The sequence below is a fragment of the Ramlibacter sp. GCM10027632 genome (assembly GCF_042675325.1).
Taxonomy (GTDB): Bacteria; Pseudomonadota; Gammaproteobacteria; order Burkholderiales; family Burkholderiaceae_C; genus Ramlibacter.
Genome location: NZ_JBHTGW010000001.1, coordinates 201,411 through 223,034, shown reverse-complemented (window position 1 = coordinate 223,034; position 21,624 = coordinate 201,411). Strand labels below are relative to the sequence as shown.

The following is a 21,624-nucleotide window of genomic DNA, read 5'->3' as shown; positions in this document are numbered from 1 at the left end:
CCCCACGACGATTCCAAAGGAGACATACGCATGAAAACGAATGACGTGATGGGCCGCCAGCGGCGCCTGGTGGCCGCGGCGACGGCCGCCGTGGCCCTGGGCTGGGCGCTGCCGCAAGGCGCCGCCCTGGCGCAGGCCCGCCCGGCCGAAGTGAAGGTGGCCGTGGTCGTGCCGCTGTCCGGGCCCTGGGCCCGCAACGGCGAGCTGCACGTCAAGGGCGCGCAGCTGGCCATCGACGACATCAACGCCGCCGGTGGCATCAAGGCCCTCGGTGGCGCCAGGATGCGCCTGGTGACGGTCGACGCGGGCGACAGCGTGGAAAAGGCGCGCAGCGCCGCGCAGCGCATGCTGGCCGACCATCCCGACCTGGTGGGCGCCACCGGCGCCTTCGTCAGCTCCTTCACCCTGGCGGCCACCGAGGTGACCGAGCGCGCGAACCTGCCCTTCCTCACGCTGTCGTACTCGGACCAGATCACCAGCCGCGGCTTCAAGTACGTCTTCCAGACCTCGCCCACGGCCAACCAGCAGGCCGGTGACGCGCTGCCCATCATCCTCAAGCTGGCCACCGAGGCGACCGGCAAGAAGCCGCAGTCGGTCGGCGTGGTGATGGACAACACGGCCTCCCCGATGAGCTTCACCAAGGGCATGCGCGAGGGCGGTTTCGCCAAGGAGCAGCTCAAGGTGGCGGTCGACGAGGTCTACACCCCGCCGCTGGCCGACGCGACCTCCGTGGTGCAGAAGCTGCGCAACACGCGGCCCGACTTCACCTTCATGCTCACCACCAACGTGCCGGACACCAAGCTCCTGCTCGAGAAGATGAGCGAGATGCGCATCGGCAAGGGCGTGATTCCGGTGGTGACCAACGGCGGGCCGCTCGGGGCGCCCGAGCTGCTCAAGATCATGAACAAGGACCTGCTCGAAGGCGTGATGGTCGTCATCGCCAACTGGGGCGGCAAGGGCCACGAGAAGCTGGTCGCCGACTTCAAGCAGAAGTTCAACGAGCCCTGGATGACCCAGGACAGCATCTCCACGTACGGGGACATGTGGATCCTCAAGGACGCGATGGAGTCGGCCCGGTCCGCCGACCGCGTCAAGGTGGCCGATGCCATCCGTGCGATGAACACCACCGAGGGCGCCGCCAAGTACTTCCCCGGCGGCCGCCTGAAGTTCAACGAGCGTGGCGTGCGCGAGGGCGCCGAGACCGTGATCCTGCAGTGGCGTGACGGCGTGCCGGTGCCGGTCTACCCGGCCTCCCTGGCGGTCATGCCGCCGCTGTGGCCGAAGCGCTGAACGGCCGGGGCAGCGCCAAGGGGGGCCTGCGTCCCCCTTTTCCTGTCCCGGAGGCGGCTTGCCGAGGTCGACCGACCCGGAAGGCGCTGGTAGAGTCAATTCGATAAAAGGTAATTCGTTTCGAAAAAGCGAATACACGAAGGAGACAAGGATGACGACTTCCGCCGTTCCCGCCCGCCGCTCGACGCTTCGGCGCGTCGCCGGCCTCCTGGCGCTCACGCTGGGCATGCCGCTGGCGGCCAGCGCCCAGGCCAGCTACCCCGAGCGCCCGGTGCGCCTGGTCGTCGGCTTCGCACCCGGCGGCTCGGACATCTCGGCGCGCATCGTTGCGCAGAAGCTGTCCCAGCTGTGGGGCCACCAGGTCATCGTCGACAACAAGCCCGGCGCGGCCGGCAACATCGGCGCCGACATCGTCGCCAAGGCGTCGCCCGACGGCTACACGCTGCTCCTGGCGGTGAACTCCTACACGATCAACACGGTCGCCTACAAGGGCCTGTCCTGGGACCTGCTCAGGGACTTCACGCCCCTGGGCCGCTACGGCCACATGCCCCTGGTCGTGGTCGTCAACGAGAAGATGCCCGCGCGCACCCTGGGCGAGCTGGTGTCCTTCGCCAAGGCCAACCCCGGCAAGCTGAACTACGGCACCGCCGGCGCGGGCACCGCGCCGCACATGGCCACCGAGGAGTTCTCGCACAAGGTGGGCCTGTCGATGGCGCACATCCCCTACAAGGGTTCCGGCCCTTCGGTGCAGGCGCTGCTGGCCGACGAGGTCCAGCTGTCCTTCGGCGCGCAGTCGGCCTTCGACGCCTTCATCAAGGCCGGCAGGCTGCGACCGCTGGCGGTGACCACCGCCGCGCGACAGCCGCAGCTGCCCGACGTGCCCACCATCAAGGAGGCCACCGGGATCGACTTCGACGCGGACGTCTGGTACGGCCTGCTCGGGCCGGCCAAGCTGCCGCCGGCCCTGGCCGCGAAGATCAGCGAGGACCTGCGCAAGGTGCTGGCCGATCCGGACACCCAGTCCCGCCTGCGCGAAGCGGGCGTGCAGCCGGCCTACCTGAACCCCGCCGACATGGCCGACCTGATGAAGCGCAACGTCGCCACCTGGCGCTCCGTGGTGAGCCGGACCAAGATCTCCCTCGACTGACCGCCGCCGCCCGGGCGCGCGATCGAGCGCCGCCCGGTCCGGTGAACGCCCCTCCTGGATCCATCGAGCCCCATGGCGGACAGCTTCGACTACGTGATCGTCGGCTCCGGCCCGGCCGGCTGCCTGCTGGCGAACCGCCTGGCCGCCCAGCCCGGCGTCACGGCCTGCGTCCTCGAGGCGGGCGGGCGCGACCGCAGTCCCTACATCCGCATCCCGGGCGGCTTCGTCAAGATGCTCTATGACGAGCGCCTGCTGTGGCCGTTCGAGACGGCGCCCGCGCCGGCCGTGGCGGGCCGTGCCATCCGCCTGCCGCAGGGCCGCGTCGTCGGCGGCTCCAGCTCCCTCAACGGCCTCGTCTACAGCCGCGGCCAGCCCGAGGATTTCGACGACTGGGCCGCCGGCGGCAACGAAGGCTGGGCCTACTGCGACGTGCTGCCGTACTTCATGCGCTCGGAGCGTCGCCTGGGGCCGGCCGACAGCCGCTACCGCGGGCGCGACGGTGCGCTGCCCATCACCAGCCCCGACTGGCGCCACCCCCTGTGCGAGGCCTTCATCCAGGCCGCGCTGGACCGGGGCATCCCCTTCAACCCCGACTACAACGGCGCCAGCCAGGACGGCGTTGGCTACTTCCAGCGCTACATCCACCGCGGCCGCCGGGTCAGCTGCGCCCACGCCTTCCTGCACCCGGCCGTGCGGCGCGGCGGCGTCGACCTGCGGGTGGACGCGCGGGCCGACCGGCTCCTGATGGAGGGCCGGCGCGCGGTGGGCGTGCGCTACACGCAGGCGGGCCGCACGCACGAGGTGCGGGCGCGGCGCGAGGTCATCGTCTGCGCCGGCACCCTCAACTCGCCCCGTCTGCTGCAGCTGTCCGGCCTGGGGGCGCCGCAGGCGCTGCAGGCGCTGGGGATCCCCGTGGTGCACGCGCTGCCGGGCGTCGGCGAGAACCTGCGCGACCACTTCACCGTGCGCGTGGCCGCGCAGGCGCGCGGCGTGACCACGATCAACGAGCGCTCGCGCGGCTGGCGCCTGGGCCTGGAGATCGGCCGGTACCTGCTGGGCCGCCCGAGCATCCTGGCCCTGAGCCCGTCGCTGATGCACCTGTTCTGGAAATCCGACCCGGCGCTCGCGCGCTCCGACATCCAGGTGCTGTTCACGCCCGCCAGCTACAAGGAGGGCAGGAACTACGTGCTCGACGACTTCCCCGGCATGAGCTGCGGTGTGCGCCAGCAGCGGCCGCACAGCGCCGGCCATGTGCGGCTGCGCTCGGCCGACCCGCAGGTGATGCCCGAGGTCCAGCCCAACTACCTGGCCGACGCGCGCGACCAGGCCGTGGTCCTGGCGGCGCTCAAGCTCGCCCGCGCGCTGATGGCCAGCGCCGCGTTCGCGCCTCATTTCTCGCACGAGACCCTGCCCGGGAGCCAGGTGCGCAGCGACGACGAGCTCCTGGACTTCGCGCGGCGCCGCGGCTCCACCGCCTACCACCTGGTGGGTTCGTGCCGCATGGGGCCGGCCGCCGACCCGATGGCGGTCGTCGATGCGCAGCTGCGCGTGCACGGCACCGAGCGGCTGCGCGTGGTCGATGCCTCGGTCATGCCGCAGGTCCCGTCGGCCAACACCCTGGCCGCCACGCTGATGGTGGCCGAGAAGGCCGCCGACATGATCCTCGGCCGCCCGCCGTTGCGCGCCGCGCAGCCGCAGGCCTGACTCCCACCCGATCCCCGCCGCCCATGACCGTGACCCTGCCCACCCCCGCCGAACTGCTGCCCCTGGGGATTCCCGACACGGGCATCCTGATCGACGGCCGCCGCCTGGCTGGCGGCCCCGGCCTGCCCGTTCGCGACCGCTACACGCAGGCGCCGGTCGCCGAAGTGGCGCAGGCCACCCGCGAGCAGGTCATGCTGGCCGGCCGTGTCGCGCGCGCCAGTGTGCGCCTGTCGCCGCCGCCCTACGAGCGTGCGCGCATCCTGGGCCGGGTGGCCGAGCTGCTCGGCCTGCAGCGCCAGGCCTGGACGGACCTGATCGTCACCGAGGCCGGCTTTCCCCGGGCCGACGCCGCCGGCGAGATCGACCGCGCGCTGGACACCCTGCAGCTGTGTGCCGAGGAGGCCAAGCGCATCGGCGGCGAGGTGGTACCGCTGGACGGCAACCCCGGCCAGCAGCACCGCCTGGGCTTCACGCTGCGCACGCCCGTGGGCGTGGTCTGCGCGATCACGCCCTTCAACTCGCCGCTCAATGCCGTGCTGCACAAGCTCGGGCCCGCGCTGGCCGCGGGCAATGCGGTGGTCTTCAAGCCCTCGGGCTTCACCCCGCTGTCGGCCAGCCTGCTGTGCGACACCTTCCTGGCGGCCGGCCTGCCGCCGGGCCTGCTGTCGCTGGTGCACGGCGATGCGCAGGTCGGCCAGTGGCTGCTCGAGTGCCCGGACATCGACTTCTACACCTTCACCGGCAGCACGCGCGTCGGCGAAGCGATCCAGGCGGGCGCGGGGCTGCGCCGCACCCAGCTGGAGCTGGGCAGCATCGCCTGCACCCTGGTCTGCGCCGATGCCGACCTGGACCTGGCCCTGCCGAAGATCGTGCGCGCGTCCTTCCGCAAGGCCGGCCAGGTCTGCACCTCGGTGCAGCGCCTCTATGTGGAGCGCTCCCTCGCCGAGGCGGTGCGCGAGCGGCTGGCGGCCGCGGCGCGCGCCCTGCCGGCGGGCGACCCGCGCCATGAGGCGACCGTGGTGGGGCCGCTGATCACCCCGGCCAGCGCGGCACGCGCCATGGGCTGGGTCGAGGAAGCCGTGGCCGGCGGGGCCCGCGTGCATGCGGGGGGCACCTGCTCGGGCGCGGTGATGGCGCCGACCGTGCTGGCGGGTGTCCGGCCGGGCATGAAGGTCCTCGACGAGGAGATCTTCGCCCCGGTGGTCTGCGTGCTGGCATTCGACACCCTTGAGCAGGCCATCGAGGACATCAATGGCACGCGCTTCGGCCTGGCCAGCGGCATCTTCACGCAGCGCATCGACCGCGCCTTCCATGCCGCGCGCGCGCTGAAGGTGGGCTCGGTCTACATCAACGAAACCTCCAGCGCGCGGGTCGATGGCATGCCGTACGGCGGGCTGAAGGACAGCGGCCACGGCAAGGAGGGGCCGCGCTACGCCATCCGCGACATGATGGACGAGAAGGTCGTGACGGTCTCGCTGCCGGGCCTGTGAGCCCGGCGCGGGCCCGGCCGGCTCAGGCGTCCGGGGGCGCGAGCCGGTAGACGCGTGCCGCGGTGCCGCTGTAGAGGGCCTGCTTGTCGGCCGCGCTCGCGCCGGCCGTGATGCGCTTGAAGGCGTTCCACAGGACGACGTAGCTGCAGCAGCCCTTGTCCACCGGGAAGTTGCTTTCGAACATGCAGCGCTGCGGGCCGAACAGCTCGATGCAGGTCTCGATGTAGGGCCGCCAGGCCTGCGCGAGCTCCTGCGAGCCGGGGGGCAGCGCGCGGTCGGCGAAATCGAACCCGAACAGCCGCATGCCCAGGCCGCCGAGCTTGACGCAGACGTTGGAGCAGTCGGCCAGCTCGCGCAGGCTGGCGGTCCATTCCCGCCGCACGGCCTCGCGGTGGCCGGCGTAGGGGCCGATGCCGAGCACGCCGCCCACATGGTTCAGGACCAGCGTCGTGCCCGGGAACTGGCGCGCCAGGCTGGCGAGCTCGGGCAATTGCGTGTGGTAGACCCAGGCGTCGAAGGACAGGCCCAGGGGCGCGAGCTCGGCGAAGCCGGCACGGAAGGCCGGGTCGGCCATGACGTAGGGCGCGGGCCGCGCGAGCGAGCCGCGCGCGGCCGGGTCGGGGTGCCAGACGGCGCTGTAGCGGATGCCCCGCAGCCGTCCTGCGCCCGCGCGGACCTGGGCCTCCAGCACCGGCCGGACCGCCGCGCCCAGGCACAGGTCGGCATGGCCCACGATGGCCGCCGCCACCTGGCAGCGGCCATCCCCGGCGCTGCGCGCGGCGGCGTCGACCAGGAACTCGGTCTCGCCCAGCGGCCGCAGCGCCACCGGGCCGTCCGTCCGGTACAGGGCCTTGCACTCCACCGCGACGGTGGCGCGAATGTCATGCCCGGCGCCCGTGTCGGCCAGCAGGTCCTCGAGGAAGTAGCGCGCGCCTTCGTGGTCCCAGAGGTGGTGGTGGGCGTCGATGATGGGCAGCCCGGGCTCGAGCGCCTCCTCCTCGCGCAGGGCCAGCCACTGCGGGCGGACGACGAGGTGCGGCACGGCCGGGGCGTCGGGTGGGGTCAAGGCGATTCCTCGGAAGGGAAGGGTCGATCCGGCAGTGGAAGCGGAAGCCTGGCAAGACTTGCCGCAATTCGAAAATGTGAATTAGTTTCCGGTAAAAAGAAAAATTCTAGGTCGAGTCTCCCCTGAGAGGCTCAGGGAAATGCCTGATGCGCCGCGACCCGTGAAGGCGAAAATGCATCTCAAGTTTCGAAGAGAGTTTCTAGAAATCGAAACAAATGCATGGCACGGCCGTCCCCGGTCCCGCGCGATGAACGACCCCGCCCCTTCGGATGCGTCCTCCCGATCGGCGCAGAGGCCCGGCGCCGGCGGGATCCCCCTCAGGAAAGCCGCCAAGCGCATCACGGCCGGCGGCCCGGCCGACGCGACGTGTCCCCTCCTTGCCGACAACACCCCGCGGATCCCCGACTGTGAAGACCACTGACCCCCTGATCGACCTGTCCAGCCTCAGCCACGTGGGCCAGGGCCTGAAGCGGGCCGAGAGCGTGATCGCGACCGCGCGCGGCGAGCTCTTCGTCTCCGACCACGACTGCGCGGTGCGCGCGGTGGACACGGTGCCCGCGCGGCCCCTCGGGATGCCCGAGGGCTTCCTGCCCAACGGCATCGCGCTGACGCCCGCGCGCGAGTTCCTGGTGGCCAACCTGGGCACCACCTGCGGCGGCGGGGTCTGGCGGCTGGACCGGCAGGGGCAGATGCGGCCGCTGCTGATGGAGGTCGAGGGCGTGCCGCTGACCAGCACCAACTTCGTCTCGATCGATGCGCAGGGCCGCACCTGGGTCTCGATGAGCACGCGCCAGGTCCCGCGCGAGCTGGCCTTCAAGGCGCAGGTCGCCGACGGCTTCATCGCCGTCTCGGACGCGCGCGGCGCGCGCATCGTGGCTGACGGCATCGAGTTCACCAACGAATGCCGCGTCGACCCGGGCGGCCGCTGGGTGTACGTGAACGAGACCTACGGCCGCAAGCTCTCGCGCTTTGCCATCCTGGGCGAGGGCGCCGGCTGGAAGCTCGGCCCGCGCGAGGTGGTGCACCAGTTCACCGACGGCGACTTCCCCGACGGGCTTGCCTTCGACGCGGAGGGCGGGGTCTGGGTCGCCTGCGTGGTGTCCAACCGCGTGCTGCGCATCGGCCCGGACGGGCGCGTCCAGGTGGTGCTGGACGATTCCGATGCGCAGCAGGTCGCGGCGGCCGAGGCCGCCTACGCCCGGGGCAGCCTGTCACGCGGCGACATCGACTCGGGCGGCTCCCGCTCGCTGCGCAACGTGAGCAGCGTGGCCTTCGGCGGCCCCGACCTGCGCACGGTGTACCTGGGCAACCTGGCCGGCGACCGCCTGGCGAGCTTTCGCTCCCCCATCGCCGGCGCGGTCCCGCCGCACTGGAACTACTGACTTCCTCGTCGGCCCCGCGGCCCACCAGGCCATCGCGCACCCGGCGGACGGTTCACACCGGGCTCCCGCCAGGGCCGTTGGCATCGGCGCCCGCAGGGGGCCACTCGACCGCGACGAATTGGTCCCGGCCACGCTCCTTGGCGCGATACAGCGCGGCGTCCGCCGCCCTGATGAGGGATTCGACGTCCACCTGCGCGGGACAGACCTCCAGGCCCACGATGCCCATGCTGACCGTGACAGGCAAGGCGGTGCCGGTGCCGGGCAGGGGGACGGGCTCCTCCCGGGTCGCCTCCAGCAGCTTCCTCGCAACCGCCTGCGCCTGGTTGAACCCGGTGTCCGGGAGGACCGCAAAAAACTCCTCCCCGCCGACGCGGGCAATGAAGTCGTCGGATCGCAGGAGCGCCTTCCAGCGACCGGCGACTTCCCGCAGCACGGCATCGCCGGCCGGGTGGCCGAACCGGTCATTGATGGATTTGAACCGGTCCAGGTCCAGGATCATCAGCGCCAACGGGGCGCCCAGCGCCCCCGCTCGCTGCAGCGCCGCCTGGAGGGATTCATCGAATGCGCGCCGGTTGCCCAACCCCGTGAGGGGATCGGTGTGAGCGACCTGCAGGAGCCGGTGGCTCAGCGAGACGGCGCGCCGGTAGCGTGATGAGGCGTTGAAGGCGAAGGCGATGGCGATCGTGGCCAGCACCGTGCCACCGATGGCCGACCACCGCAGGACCGATGTCCGCTTGAACGCCAGCCCGGCCTGGCGGGCGCGGTCCGCGGCGATCACGAAGGCGAAGGGGTGGCGCGAGCTGGCCCGGTACCGGATGTGCCAGGCCTCGCTCGACCCGTCCAGCGCCAGGTCACCGTTGTCACGCGTCAACAACGCTTCCCGGAGATTCCTGGACAACGCCTCGGAGGCCTTGGGGCCCGGCCCCATGGAGATGAGTTGCTGGCCGCTGTAATCGAACAGCGCCACCTGGACGCCAATCCCCTTGGTCGCAGCCGTCCAGAAGTTCACGAAGAAGCCCGAGTTGATCGCGGCAACCCAGCGATGCCCCGGCAGGTCGGGACTCTTGACGTCGATCCAGGCCAGCCAGATCGAGTGGCCGGTTTCGTTCCGCGGCTCGGGGGCCGGCAGGTCCCGTTGGGCGATCGAACCACCGAACCGGACACCCGGGCGTGGCGGGTGGGCCGGGGGGCCGATCCCCTTTGCCACGGCGGCGGATATCGGGTGCCCCACGTTGCCGAGATTGGAGCTCGCGATGATCCGGCCCTGGGGATCGGCAAGGGAGACGCTGCGGATGATGACGTCGTCGAACCGCAGCTCCCGCAGCTTGGCCGAGAACTTGCGCGGGTCGACGGCTTCCGCGCGGGTGGTCAGCGCCGCCAGCGCCTCGAGCGACGAGACCACCCCGTCGAGGGATCGCGAGGCATGATCCTCCAGGACGAACGAATCGGTCTCCAGGCGGTACTGGAGGTCCAGCTCCATGTTGCTCACGATGGCGTCGTGGGCGATCGCGAAGGCAATCCAGATCAGGAGCTGGGTCGAGACCCAGGCGGCCACGAACTGCCAGAAGGTGGACGCGCGCACCCTGGAAGTCGGCAACGCCAAATCAGTCCTTCACGATGATCGGAAGCAGGTCGTGGCGTCGCGCCGCATCGGCGAGGCGTCCATCCTGGCGCACCTGCATGACGAAGGCATTGACCCGGGCCAGCCAGGCCGCCTCGCCCTTGGGGACTGCGTAGGCGTAATCCGTCAGCCTGACGGGTCGGGTCGGCGCAATCACCGAGGCCCATTCGAAGCTGGCCAGCACGCGGCGGCTGTACGGGTAGTCGGTGATGAACACATCGGCGCGGCCGGACTCGACTTCCCGCTCCCGCTCGTTGGGGCGCAGGACCGATTCGAGCCGGGCGTGCTTCAGGAGACCCTGCATCACCGGCTCCATGAACGTGCCCTTCTGGACCACGACGACCCGGCCGGGACGATCGATGTCCTCCCAGCGACGGACCTGGGCGTTGCCGCGGCTCGCGACCGCATACAGGTCGCTTCGGAGATACGGGAGGGAAAAGTCGACTCGCTCCTGCCGCTGCGGCGTGACGCCGACGGCCATCATGGCGATGTGGCAGCGGCGCGCCTGGACGTCGTCCAGCAAGCGCGAGAAGTCCGTCTCGACATAGGTCACCTCGGCGCCCAGGTCCCGGGCCAGGGCTCGCGAGAGGTCGATGTCGATGCCCTGGAGGGCGTTGTTGCGGGGATTCCGGTGGGTGACGCCGAAGTAGTCCGGCCAGATGCACACCTTGAGCGTGCGCGTCTTCTCGATCTCCGGCAGGACCTGCGCATTCGCAGCGTTGAGCCCCAGTGCGCCGAGAGCGATCCCGGCGATGAATTTCGCGAGCATTCCGTGACTGTAATGCGAAAGGGTTTTCATTCTCATCCATCCGTCAACCGCATCCGCAGTTCGCAGGCAAGCCCCTCAGCGCACTGGGCTCATCTGGATGGGAGGGGGCATCCGTCCGGCTCGCGGAGCGAAGCATCCGCAATGCCCCACGGCCGGGCGCCTACGCCGCGACCTTGGCCGCTGCCGGCAACGCGGCCTGCGTGAGCCTGGCGGCAGCCTCCACCGCCTGCAAGCACGCCTGCAGTGCCCGGGCGTCGGCCGAGGGGCGTTGCAGCAGGGCCTCGGCAGCCTGTGCGGCCTCGGCAAGACGCTGCGCGGCGATCGTTCCCGCGTGTCCTTTGAGCGTATGCAGGCAGCGCACGGCGTCTTCGCGTGAGGACGTGTCCAGCAGCCCCGGCAATCGCTGCAGGGTCTCGGCCAGGCTGAGGCGGAAAAGGTCCAGCACGCTTTCCAGCAGCTCGGCGTCCCCCCCGAGGTTCTCGAGCGCGCGTTGACGATCCCAGGCCGGCGGCGCTTCGCGCCCGGCTGCATCCAGTGCGTCTGCAGGATCCACGGCACGCCGTGGCGCCCCGGCCCTGGGGAGGGCCAGGCCCACCTGCTGCAGCACCACCTGGACCAGGTTGTCGATCGCGAAGGGCTTGCCCACATGCCCGTTCATGCCGCCCTCCAGGCAAGCCTGGCGGTCGCTGTCCATCGCGTTGGCCGTCATGGCGATGACCGGCATCGAGCCGAGCCCCGGCATGCCTCGGATCTGCGCCGTCGCCGTGAAACCGTCCATGACCGGCATCTGCAGGTCCATCAGGACCAGGTCGAAGGCCAGCGGTTGGTCGCGCAGGGCCGCCACCGCTTCCAGGCCGTTGGGGGCGATCGTCACCTGCGCGCCCTCGCGCTGCAGCAGCTCGCGCGCGACCTGCTGGTTCAGCAGGTTGTCTTCCGCCACCAGCAGCGAGAGGCCGGCCAGCCGCTGCGGCTTGCGCGGCACCGGCCGGGGCGCAGCACGGGCGGCGCGATCGCCTGCGGCCAATCCGTCGCGAAGCATCGATGCCGTCACCGGCTTGGTCACGCAGCCAGCCAGCAGGTCGTCGGCGCCGGCCTGGCCGGCATCGACCGCTTCGCGTTCGACCGCCGTGGCCAGGGCCAGCAGGTTGGCGGCCTTCGCGCCCGGCAGGCTGCGCAAGGCGCTCAGGCCCTCCCGGCCAGCCAGCCCCGGCAGGCCCCAGTCCACCAGGGCGGCCGAATAGCCCGCGTCCTCTGAAACGCAAAGCGCCATCCCCTGTTCGAACGAAGCGGCCACATCGGCCAGGTAGCCCAGCTGGCGCAATTGCACCGCGAGGGCGGCGCGGGTCCGCGGGTTGTCATCGATGACCAGGGCTCGCTGGAGCGCCGCGGGCAGGTCCGCCGCAGGCGTTTCCACCGGCAGCTCGACTTCCATCGAGAAGCAGCTGCCGTGCCCCGGCCGGCTGCTCACCTCGATCCGGGTGTCCATCAGGCCGGCCAGGCGCTGGCAGATGCTCAGGCCCAGCCCGGTGCCGCCAAAGCGCCGGGTCGTGCCGCCATTGGCCTGCGTGAACTCCTGGAACAGCCGGGCGAGTTCCTCCTCGTTCATGCCGATGCCGGAATCCTCGACCGACAGCCGAATGCGGGCCCGGCCCTCCTGCTCGTGGACCCGCCTGACCGTGACGACCACCTCGCCGCGCTCGGTGAACTTGATGGCGTTGCCGCACAGGTTGATGAGGATCTGCCGCAGCCGGACGTCGTCGCCCACGAGGCGGGCGGGCAGGCCGGCGTCCACGTCGTACACCACCTCCACCGGCTTGGTCCCCACCTGCACCGACAGGATGGTGGACAGCTCGCGCAGCAGGTCGTCGAAGCCGAACGGGCGAGGGTGCAAGGCCATCTTGCCCGCCTCCACCTTCGACAGGTCCAGGATGTCGTTGAGCAGGTCCAGCAGCGCGCAGGCAGCGCCATGCGCCTTGCGGGCGTAGTCCGCCTGCCGGGCATCCAGGGGCGTTCCCTCCAGCAGCGCCAGCATGCCGATCACCGCGTTCATGGGCGTGCGCAGTTCGTGCGTCATGTTCGAGAGGAACTGGCTCTTGGCCTGGCTGGCCTGGAGCGCGCCGTCGCGGGCCGTCTTCAGCTCGGTGATGTCCAGCGCCAGCGCGAACACCCCACGCGCCTGGCCCGTGACGGGGTCTTGGTCCGGCAGGTAATGGACCAGCCAGGTGGCGGACACGCCGGCGGCGCTGCGGTCCTCATGCTCGAACAGCTGGGGCTCACCGCCCAGCACGCGCTGGACCAGCGGCTCCATGCTGTGCCAGAGGTCGGCGCCGAACACCTCGGCCGACATCGGCTGCTCGAGCAGGGTTTCCCGCCGCAGGCCGAACCAGTCGCAGAAGGTCTGGTTGACGAACCGGCAGCGCAGGTCGGCATCCCAGTAGGAGACGCGGGCCGGGATGTTGTCGGTGATCACCCGCATCAGGTGTTCACGCTTGTGCAGCATGTCCTCCACCCGCTTGCGGTGGCTGATGTCCAGCGCGATCTCGATCCAGCCGTTGATCCGCCCGGCCTCATCCCGGGTCGGCTGGATTTCGACATTCATCCAGACGGCGCTGCCATCCTTGCGGCGGTTGATCATCTCCACCCGGCAGCTCTCGCCGCGTGCCGCCGCCTGGCGCAAGGCGGCCCGTGCCGACGGGTCGCCGTCCGGATGCGAGAAGACCGCGCCGATCGGCCGGCCCACGCACTCGTCGGGCTCCCACCCCGTGGTGCGGGTGAAACCCTCGTTCACCCACAGGACCTTCAGCCCGAGGTCCAGGCCGATCACGGCATTGGAGGTGTGCTCGACGACGGTGGCGAGCCGGCGCAGGTCGCGGACCATCTCCGGGTCCCGCAGGCGGGATTGCGCGCGCCGTCCCATGAGCCAACCGGCGGCCCAGGACAGGGGCAAGCAGGCCAGGAGCCCGGCGGCCACCAGGATGTCCGGGCCGGGGATGCCCGCCCGCCAGCCGACGCCCGCGAAGGCCAGCGCCGCCACGACCGCCAGCGCGCAGGCCCGTGCCGCGGCGCCAGGCCGCTTCCATCCAGAGCGAGTGGGCTGGGCCCGCGTCACATCAGGCCATCAGCGGCCGGTGGCAGCCTGGGTGGCTCGCGATTTGAAGCTGGAGACCAGGCGCCCCAGCAGGCCGGGGGGACCTGCCTCGCGGCCCGGGGCATTGCGCGAAACGCCGGGGGCCTCCCGGCCCGCCAGCAGGTCCAGGAACTTGCCGATCGCATCGATGCAGGCCTGGGGTGTGGTCAGGTGCGGGCAGTGGCCCGGATTGCGGATCACCGCCAGCGTGCAGTCGGGGAGGGCCGAAGCCATGAAGTCGCCGACGGCGCGGGGAGCGACCATGTCCTGGTCGCACTGCAGGAGCAGGACCGGCTTGGCCAGTCCCGGCAGCTGCCCCCGCAGGTCACCCAGGAAGGTGGCGCGGGCCAGCTTGACCAGCGCCTCGGGCCGGGCACGGCAGAAGGCCGAGGTCAGTTCCTGGGCCATCGGGTCGTTGGCGTCCGGCGCCAGCAGCAGGGGCATCATGGCCTGCGTCCAGGCCTCGACGTCCGTCTCCATGAGGCCCAGGGTCTGGTCGAGTACCGCCCGGTCGAAACCGCCGCGATAGTCACCGTCGTTGAGGTAGCAAGGGGAGGGCGCGACCATGGCGTGCGCGGCGATGGCCTGCGGCGCATGGGCGTCCGCCAGCAGGCCGATCATCGTGCTCACGGAATGGCCGACCACGATGCAGCGGCCGTTGCCGAACGCTTCGGCCACGGCTGCGATGTCCCGGGCATGGCCGTCCAGGTCGGCGTACCGCTGCTCGCTCCAGTCGGAGTGGAGGGACGCGCCAAAGCCCATGAGGTCCATCCGGATCACGCGGGCGCGGGCCTCGAAATGCGGCGCGACGAAGCGCCACATCGCCTGGTCGCATCCCAGGCCATGGACGAAGAGCAGCGTGTCGGCACCCTCGCCGGAAAACCGCAGGTTGTGGCGTTGCTGGAGCTGGGCCTGGATCGGACTCAAAGGCATACGAACTCGCGAAGGAGGAGGCGGAGTGTGTCGGCGTAGGCGCGCTCGTAGGCCCGGTCCACGGCGACCGACTCGCTGTCGTGGGGGCCGGAGTTCACCTCCGCCAGGAGCAGGGGTTGACCGTCCGCCCCGGTGACCCAGGTCTGGCCGCAGGCCAGCCACCCCTGCGGGTCGGAGCGGGTGGAGAAGGCGTGCACGTGGTACGCGCCCAGGGGGGGACTGATCCGTTCTTGCATGGAATAAGCCCCCCAAGGCTAATTCCCTCGCGTTGCCTTGCCTTAGGTGAATTCCTGTTCATTTTGAGCATTTGCCTTGCGTGGGCGGGTGGACGAAGGCGGCGGGATCACCATCGCGCCCCACGCTGCCTTCGGCTCGGGGGGGAGGGCGGTCAGCCGGTCAGGGCTTGCCGTCGCAGGTGCCCGGCTGGGCCATCTCGAGCTTGGCCACGTCCAGGCGACCCTGTTCCTCGGACACCTGCTCCAGGTCCGCGCCACCGACGAAGACCCCCAGCTTGATGAACTGGCGGATGAAGTAGTTCTTCCCGGCGTCCAGCATCACCTCCAGGGCGTTGGGCGAGAACTCGGACTCGGTTTCGAACCGGTAGCGCTTGCCGCCCGGGAGCTGCGTGTAGAAGAACACGTCCGGAGCGCTCTCGCCGAGGCACTTGCCGTCGATGTGGATGTCCTTCTTGAGCGCCCGGCCCACCGCGCTGTTCCGGTACACGTAGACGCCCGCCTGGCCGGCGGCAGGGGCGTCGAAGGCCTTGGCCCGGGTGGCTTCCTCCTTGGGGGCCAGGTTCACGGAGGCGCAGCCGGTCATCAGGAGGGCTGCGGAAAGGGCCAGGAAGGGCGCGGTCTTGTTCATGGGGCTGTGATCCGGTGAGGGTGAGCCGCCGGCTCGGCGGCCGGGGCAGTCTAGGATCGCCCGCCATCGGGTCCGCCCGGGTTCGCGGCCGGAGCGGATCGGAGGCACCCGAAGGTGGCCCTGCGGTCGGGTCGTCTCGCCCGGGCGGGCGAGGGCGAAGCCCGGCGCCCCGGGGCCGGCCCCTGCGGCTGGAATGGCCGGGTCGGCGGGCTACAATGGCGGGTTACCGTGGGTGGGCGGGCGCAGGCCTGGCACCCCCGTGCGCACCCGCCAGAACACTTGAACTGACCAGAGAGATACACCATGGCCGTGACCGTTGAAACCCTCGAGAAGCTCGAACGCAAGATCACGCTGACGCTGCCCGTCGGCGCGATCCAAGCCGAGGTCGATACCCGCCTCAAGCGCCTGGCGCGCACCGTCAAGATGGACGGCTTCCGCCCGGGCAAGGTGCCGATGTCGGTCGTGGCCCAGCGCTATGGCTACTCGGTGCAGTACGAGGTCATGAACGACAAGGTGGGCGAGGCCTTCGCCCAGGCCGCCAACGAAGCCAAGCTGCGCGTGGCCGGCCAGCCCCGCATCACCGAGAAGGAAGGCGCGCCCGAGGGCGAGCTGGCCTTCGACGCCGTGTTCGAGGTGTTCCCCGAAGTCAAGATCGGTGACCTGGCCGAAGCCGAAGTCGAGCGCCTGACCGCCGCCGTGGACGACGCCGCCATCGACCGCACCATCGACATCCTGCGCAAGCAGCGCCGCACCTTCGCCCAGCGCGCCCAGGCCGACGCCGCCCAGGACGGCGACCGCGTCACCGTCGACTTCGAAGGCAAGATCGACGGCGAGCCCTTCGCCGGCGGCAAGGCCGACGGCTTCCAGTTCCTGGTCGGCGAAGGCCAGATGCTCAAGGAGTTCGAGGACGCCGTGCGCGGCATGAAGTCCGGCGAGAGCAAGACCTTCCCGCTGTCCTTCCCGGCCGACTACCACGGCAAGGACGTCGCCGGCAAGCAGGCCGACTTCCTGGTCACCGTGAACAAGATCGAGGCCGCCCACCTGCCCGAAGTGAACGAGCAGCTGGTCAAGTCCCTGGGCATCGAGGCCGGCACCGTCGACGCCCTGCGCGCCGACATCAAGAAGAACCTCGAGCGCGAGGTCAAGTTCCGCCTGCTGGCCCGCAACAAGTCCGCCGCCATGGACGCCCTGGTGGCCAAGGCCGAACTCGACCTGCCCAAGTCCAGCGTCGCCGCCGAAGTCGACCGCATGGTCGAAGGCGCCCGCGCCGACCTGAAGCAGCGCGGCATCAAGGACGCCGACAAGGCCCCGATCCCCGCCGAGCTGTTCCAGGCCCAGGCCGAGCGCCGCGTGCGCCTGGGTCTGGTGGTCGCCGAGCTGGTCAAGGCCAACAACCTGGCCGCCACCCCCGACCAGATCAAGGCCCACGTGGACGAACTGGCAGCCTCCTACGAGAAGCCCGCCGACGTGGTGCGCTGGTACTTCAGCGACAACCGCCGCCTGGCCGAGGTCGAGGCCATCGTGATCGAGAACAACGTCACCGAATTCGTGATGTCCAAGGCCAAGGTCAACGACAAGTCCGTCTCGTTCGACGAGCTGATGGGCCAGCAGGGCTGATGCCCCTCGGCGGGCCCGGGCGGCCCGCCATGGCCATGGGGTTCGTCCGTCCTTGTTCCGGGGCGGCCGGACCCCATGTCGTTTTTGGCTACAGTAAGGGCCACGCAACGGAGTCACAACTACATGAGCGCACTTGATACCCAGGCCCTCGGCATGGTGCCGATCGTCATCGAGCAGTCCGGCCGCGGCGAGCGGTCCTACGACATCTACTCCCGCCTGCTGCGCGAACGCGTGGTCTTCCTGGTCGGCCCGGTCAATGACCAGACCGCCAACCTGGTGGTGGCGCAGCTGCTGTTCCTGGAGTCCGAGAATCCCGACAAGGACATCTCGTTCTACATCAACAGCCCCGGCGGCAGCGTGTCGGCCGGCATGGCCATCTACGACACGATGAACTTCATCAAGCCGCAGGTGTCCACCCTGTGCATGGGGATGGCCGCCAGCATGGGCGCCTTCCTCCTGGCCGCCGGCGAGAAGGGCAAGCGCTTCGCGCTGCCCAACTCCAAGATCATGATCCACCAGCCCCTGGGCGGCACCCAGGGCCAGGCCACGGACATCGAGATCCACGCCCGCGACATCCTCAAGACCCGCGCGCAGTTGAACAAGATCCTGGCCGAGCGCACGGGCCAGCCCCTGGAGAAGATCGAGCGTGACACCGAGCGCGACTACTTCCTGGAGGCCGCGGAGGCCAAGGACTACGGCCTGGTCGACCAGGTGATCGACAAGCGTCCCTGACGCCGCAGCCCCGGCAACGGCGCTTCTCGCCCCGGGAAGCGCCGTTTTCGTTTGGTTATCATTGAATCTCAAGTTACGAGGCACGCCCACATGGCCGACAAGAAAGGCTCATCCAGCGAGAAAACGCTGTACTGCTCGTTTTGCGGAAAGAGCCAGCACGAGGTCAAGAAACTCATCGCGGGACCTTCGGTCTTCATCTGCGACGAGTGCATCGACCTGTGCAACGAGATCATCCGGGACGAACTGCCCGCCGGCGAGGAGCCCAAGGAGGCCCGGGGCGACCTGCCCACGCCCGCCGAGATCAAGACCAACCTCGACAACTACGTGATCGGCCAGGAGCCCGCCAAGCGATCGCTGTCGGTGGCCGTCTACAACCACTACAAGCGCCTGCGCCACAAGGACAAGGCCAAGAAGGACGACGTCGAGCTCACCAAGAGCAACATCCTCCTGATCGGCCCCACCGGCTCCGGCAAGACCCTGCTGGCCCAGACCCTGGCGCGCATGCTGGACGTGCCCTTCGTGATGGCCGACGCCACCACGCTGACCGAGGCCGGCTACGTGGGCGAGGACGTCGAGAACATCATCCAGAAGCTGCTGCAAAGCTGCAACTACGAGGTGGAGCGGGCCCAGCGCGGCATCGTCTATATCGACGAGATCGACAAGATCTCGCGCAAGTCCGACAACCCCTCCATCACCCGTGATGTGTCGGGCGAGGGCGTGCAGCAGGCCCTGCTGAAGCTGATCGAAGGCACCATGGCCAGCGTGCCGCCCCAGGGCGGTCGCAAGCACCCGAACCAGGACTTCCTGCAGATCGACACGACCAACATCCTGTTCATCTGCGGCGGCGCCTTCGCCGGCCTGGAGAAGGTGATCGAGCAGCGCACCGAGGCCTCCGGCATCGGCTTCGGCGCGGCGGTGCGCTCCAAGAAGGAGCGCTCGCTGACCGACACCTTCCGCGACGTCGAGCCCGAGGACCTGATCAAGTTCGGCCTGATCCCCGAGCTGGTGGGCCGCATGCCCGTGGTCGCCACCCTGGCCGAACTGAGCGAGGACGCCCTGGTCCAGATCCTGACCGAGCCGAAGAACGCGCTGGTCAAGCAATACAGCAAGCTGCTGGCCATGGAGGGCGTGGACCTGGAGATCCGTCCCAGCGCGCTCAAGGCCATCGCCCGCAAGGCGCTGGCGCGCAAGACCGGCGCGCGCGGCCTGCGTTCCATCCTTGAACAATCGCTCATCGACACCATGTTCGACCTGCCCACCACGGACAACGTCGAAAAGGTCGTGGTCGACGAAACGACGATCGAGGAGAACAAGCCCCCCTTGCTCGTCTATCGCGAAGCCGCGAAAAAGGCCTGAGGCCTTGTCGTTTTCCGGGTTGAAAAACAAGCCAGCCGGTCCACACTCGACCGGGTAGAGAAAGGATTTTCATGTCCGGCCACGTCCCCCTGCCGTCCGACCCGATCGAGCTGCCGCTGCTGCCGCTGCGCGACGTGGTGGTCTTCCCCCACATGGTCATCCCGCTGTTCGTGGGGCGACCCAAGAGCATCAAGGCCCTGGAGGCCGCGATGGAGGCCGAGCGCCGCATCATGCTGGTGGCCCAGAAGGCCGCCGCCAAGGACGAGCCCGCCGCCTCGGACATGTTCGAGGTCGGCTGCGTCTCCACCATCCTGCAGATGCTCAAGCTGCCCGACGGCACCGTGAAGGTGCTGGTCGAGGGCCAGCAGCGCGCCCGCGTCAGCCGCATCGTCGATGGCGAACAGCATTTCACCGCCACCGTGGTGCCGGTCGACCCGGCCGCTGGCCATGCCGCCTCGGCCGAGGTCGAGGCCCTGCGCCGCGCGGTGCTCCAGCAGTTCGACCAGTACGTCAAGCTGAACAAGAAGATCCCGCCGGAGATCCTCACCAGCATCTCCAGCATCGATGACCCGGGCCGCCTGGCCGACACCATTGCCGCCCACCTCCCGCTCAAGCTGGACAACAAGCAGGTCGTGCTGGACCTGGCCGAGGTCGAGGACCGCCTGGAGAACCTGTTCGAGCAGATCGAGCGCGAGGTCGACATCCTCAACGTCGACAAGAAGATCCGCGGCCGCGTCAAGCGCCAGATGGAGAAGAACCAGCGCGACTTCTACCTGAACGAGCAGGTCAAGGCCATCCAGAAGGAGCTCGGCGAAGGCGAAGAGGGCGCCGACATCGAGGAGATCGAGAAGAAGATCAAGGCCGCCAAGATGCCGCAGGACGCGCGCAAGAAGGCCGAGGCCGAGCTCAAGAAGCTCAAGCTGATGTCGCCCATGTCGGCCGAGGCCACCGTGGTGCGCAACTACATCGACGTGCTCGTGGGCCTGCCCTGGAGCAAGAAGACCAAGATCAAGCACAACCTCGGCCATGCCGAGGACGTGCTGAACGAGGACCACTTCGGCCTCGAGAAGGTCAAGGACCGCATCCTCGAGTACCTCGCGGTGCAGCAGCGCGTGGACAAGGTGAAGGCGCCGATCCTGTGCCTGGTCGGCCCCCCGGGCGTAGGCAAGACCTCGCTGGGCCAGTCGATCGCCAAGGCCACCGGCCGCAAGTACGTGCGCATGGCGCTGGGCGGCATGCGTGACGAGGCCGAGATCCGCGGCCACCGCCGCACCTACATCGGCGCGCTGCCGGGCAAGGTGCTGCAGAACCTGAACAAGGTCGGCACCCGCAACCCGCTGTTCCTGCTGGACGAGATCGACAAGCTCGGCACCGATTTCCGCGGCGACCCGTCGTCCGCGCTGCTCGAGGTGCTGGACCCGGAGCAGAACCACACCTTCAGCGACCACTACGTCGAGGTCGACTTCGACCTGTCGGACGTGATGTTCGTGGCCACCTCGAACTCGATGAACATCCCGCCGGCCCTGCTGGACCGGATGGAGGTGATCCGCCTGTCCGGCTACACCGAGGACGAGAAGACCCACATCGCCATCAAGTACCTGCTGCCCAAGCAGATGAAAAACAACGGTGTGAAGGACGAGGAGCTGCAGGTCACCGAGGCCGCCGTGCGCGACGTGGTGCGCTACTACACCCGCGAGGCCGGCGTGCGCTCTCTCGAGCGCGAGCTCTCCAAGATCTGCCGCAAGGTGGTCAAGGGCCTTCAGCTCAAGAAGATGACGCCGCAGGTGGCCGTGACGCCGGAGAACCTGAACGAGTTCCTCGGCGTGCGCAAGTACACCTACGGCCGTGCCGAGGCGCAGAACCAGGTGGGCCAGGTGGTCGGCCTGGCGTGGACGGAAGTCGGCGGCGACCTGCTGACGATCGAGACCGCGCTGATGCCGGGCAAGGGCAACATCCTGCGCACCGGCTCGCTGGGCGACGTGATGAAGGAGTCGGTCGAGGCCGCCCGCACCGTGGTGCGCAGCCGCTCGCGCGTGCTGGGCATCAAGGACGAGGCCTTCGAGAAGAAGGACATCCACATCCACGTGCCCGACGGCGCCACGCCCAAGGACGGCCCCAGCGCGGGTATCGCCATGACCACGGCCCTGGTCTCCGCGCTCACCGGCATCCCGGTGCGCGCCGACGTGGCCATGACCGGCGAGATCACGCTGCGAGGCGAGGTCACGGCCATCGGCGGCCTGAAGGAGAAGCTCCTGGCAGCCCTGCGCGGCGGCATCAAGACGGTGCTGATCCCCGAGGAGAACACCAAGGACCTGCAGGAGATCCCCGAGAACGTGAAGAACGGGCTGGAGATCGTGCCGGTGCGCTGGATCGACAAGGTGCTGGAGATCGCGCTCGAGCGCCAGCCCACGCCGCTGCCTGAGGACGAGGCCGTGGCCGTCGCCGCGCCCGCCACGCCCGATGGTTCGGCCGCCGCGCCGGGCACCGGCACCGGCTCGGTGAAGCACTGAGGAAGATTTCGAAAGT

The 21,624-nt window shown here is 69.6% G+C and carries 16 protein-coding genes; 9 read left to right on the top strand and 7 right to left on the bottom strand.

The window, feature by feature from the left end; translation table 11 throughout:
• Nucleotides 1–30: 30 nt before the first annotated feature.
• The 4 genes from ACFQZY_RS01055 to ACFQZY_RS01040 all read left to right on the top strand — a co-directional run bounded on the left by ACFQZY_RS01055 (nucleotide 31) and on the right by ACFQZY_RS01040 (nucleotide 5,631).
• Entirely contained in the window at nucleotides 31–1,290 is a 1,260-nt protein-coding gene (locus ACFQZY_RS01055) for an ABC transporter substrate-binding protein (RefSeq protein ID WP_377411576.1), read from the top strand.
• A 151-nt stretch (nucleotides 1,291–1,441) separates the two neighbouring features.
• The gene (locus tag ACFQZY_RS01050; protein ID WP_377411574.1) at nucleotides 1,442–2,437 is read left to right on the top strand and encodes a Bug family tripartite tricarboxylate transporter substrate binding protein; all 996 of its coding nucleotides are present in this window, start codon (nucleotides 1,442–1,444) and stop codon (nucleotides 2,435–2,437) included.
• A 72-nt stretch (nucleotides 2,438–2,509) separates the two neighbouring features.
• Nucleotides 2,510–4,141, top strand: coding sequence for a GMC family oxidoreductase (locus tag ACFQZY_RS01045; RefSeq protein ID WP_377411572.1), 1,632 nt, complete (start codon nucleotides 2,510–2,512; stop codon nucleotides 4,139–4,141).
• A 23-nt stretch (nucleotides 4,142–4,164) separates the two neighbouring features.
• Complete coding sequence (locus tag ACFQZY_RS01040) at nucleotides 4,165–5,631, top strand: aldehyde dehydrogenase family protein (RefSeq protein ID WP_377411571.1); 1,467 nt, start codon at nucleotides 4,165–4,167, stop codon at nucleotides 5,629–5,631.
• 22 nt (nucleotides 5,632–5,653) lie between these two features.
• On the opposite strand, the gene ACFQZY_RS01035 is transcribed toward ACFQZY_RS01040, so the two are convergent.
• Nucleotides 5,654–6,697, bottom strand: coding sequence for an amidohydrolase family protein (locus ACFQZY_RS01035; RefSeq protein ID WP_377411569.1), 1,044 nt, complete (start codon nucleotides 6,695–6,697; stop codon nucleotides 5,654–5,656).
• Between the two features lie 407 nt (nucleotides 6,698–7,104).
• Between ACFQZY_RS01035 and ACFQZY_RS01030 the strand changes: the two genes are divergently transcribed.
• Entirely contained in the window at nucleotides 7,105–8,079 is a 975-nt protein-coding gene (locus ACFQZY_RS01030; protein ID WP_377411567.1) for an SMP-30/gluconolactonase/LRE family protein, read from the top strand.
• Between the two features lie 52 nt (nucleotides 8,080–8,131).
• On the opposite strand, the gene ACFQZY_RS01025 is transcribed toward ACFQZY_RS01030, so the two are convergent.
• The 6 genes from ACFQZY_RS01025 to ACFQZY_RS01000 form a co-directional block, all read right to left on the bottom strand.
• A complete protein-coding gene (locus ACFQZY_RS01025) occupies nucleotides 8,132–9,682 on the bottom strand; it encodes a GGDEF domain-containing protein (protein WP_377411565.1) in 1,551 nt (516 codons plus the stop codon).
• Between the two features lies 1 nt (nucleotide 9,683).
• On the bottom strand, nucleotides 9,684–10,499 hold the full coding sequence (locus ACFQZY_RS01020) for a substrate-binding periplasmic protein (protein ID WP_377411563.1): 816 nt from the start codon (nucleotides 10,497–10,499) through the stop codon (nucleotides 9,684–9,686).
• Between the two features lie 130 nt (nucleotides 10,500–10,629).
• Nucleotides 10,630–13,503: a response regulator gene (locus ACFQZY_RS01015; RefSeq protein WP_377411561.1), complete on the bottom strand. Its 2,874-nt coding sequence runs from the start codon at nucleotides 13,501–13,503 to the stop codon at nucleotides 10,630–10,632.
• 84 nt (nucleotides 13,504–13,587) lie between these two features.
• A complete protein-coding gene (locus ACFQZY_RS01010) occupies nucleotides 13,588–14,529 on the bottom strand; it encodes an alpha/beta fold hydrolase (RefSeq protein ID WP_377411559.1) in 942 nt (313 codons plus the stop codon).
• The gene (locus ACFQZY_RS01005) at nucleotides 14,520–14,765 is read right to left on the bottom strand and encodes a hypothetical protein (RefSeq protein ID WP_377411557.1); all 246 of its coding nucleotides are present in this window, start codon (nucleotides 14,763–14,765) and stop codon (nucleotides 14,520–14,522) included. Before ACFQZY_RS01005 ends, ACFQZY_RS01010 begins: the two co-directional genes overlap by 10 nt.
• A gap of 160 nt (nucleotides 14,766–14,925) precedes the next feature.
• Nucleotides 14,926–15,393 carry a DUF2846 domain-containing protein gene (locus tag ACFQZY_RS01000; RefSeq protein ID WP_377411555.1) on the bottom strand — a complete coding sequence of 156 codons (468 nt, stop codon included), beginning with the start codon at nucleotides 15,391–15,393 and terminating at the stop codon, nucleotides 14,926–14,928.
• A gap of 303 nt (nucleotides 15,394–15,696) precedes the next feature.
• Between ACFQZY_RS01000 and tig the strand changes: the two genes are divergently transcribed.
• The 4 genes from tig to lon all read left to right on the top strand — a co-directional run bounded on the left by tig (nucleotide 15,697) and on the right by lon (nucleotide 21,608).
• The gene (gene tig / locus ACFQZY_RS00995; protein ID WP_377411553.1) at nucleotides 15,697–17,010 is read left to right on the top strand and encodes a trigger factor; all 1,314 of its coding nucleotides are present in this window, start codon (nucleotides 15,697–15,699) and stop codon (nucleotides 17,008–17,010) included.
• Nucleotides 17,011–17,133: 123 nt separating this feature from the next.
• Nucleotides 17,134–17,742: an ATP-dependent Clp endopeptidase proteolytic subunit ClpP gene (gene clpP / locus ACFQZY_RS00990; RefSeq protein ID WP_377411551.1), complete on the top strand. Its 609-nt coding sequence runs from the start codon at nucleotides 17,134–17,136 to the stop codon at nucleotides 17,740–17,742.
• A gap of 90 nt (nucleotides 17,743–17,832) precedes the next feature.
• The gene (gene clpX, locus ACFQZY_RS00985; RefSeq protein WP_377411549.1) at nucleotides 17,833–19,098 is read left to right on the top strand and encodes an ATP-dependent Clp protease ATP-binding subunit ClpX; all 1,266 of its coding nucleotides are present in this window, start codon (nucleotides 17,833–17,835) and stop codon (nucleotides 19,096–19,098) included.
• A gap of 71 nt (nucleotides 19,099–19,169) precedes the next feature.
• On the top strand, nucleotides 19,170–21,608 hold the full coding sequence (gene lon, locus ACFQZY_RS00980) for an endopeptidase La (RefSeq protein WP_377411547.1): 2,439 nt from the start codon (nucleotides 19,170–19,172) through the stop codon (nucleotides 21,606–21,608).
• Nucleotides 21,609–21,624 lie beyond the last annotated feature (16 nt).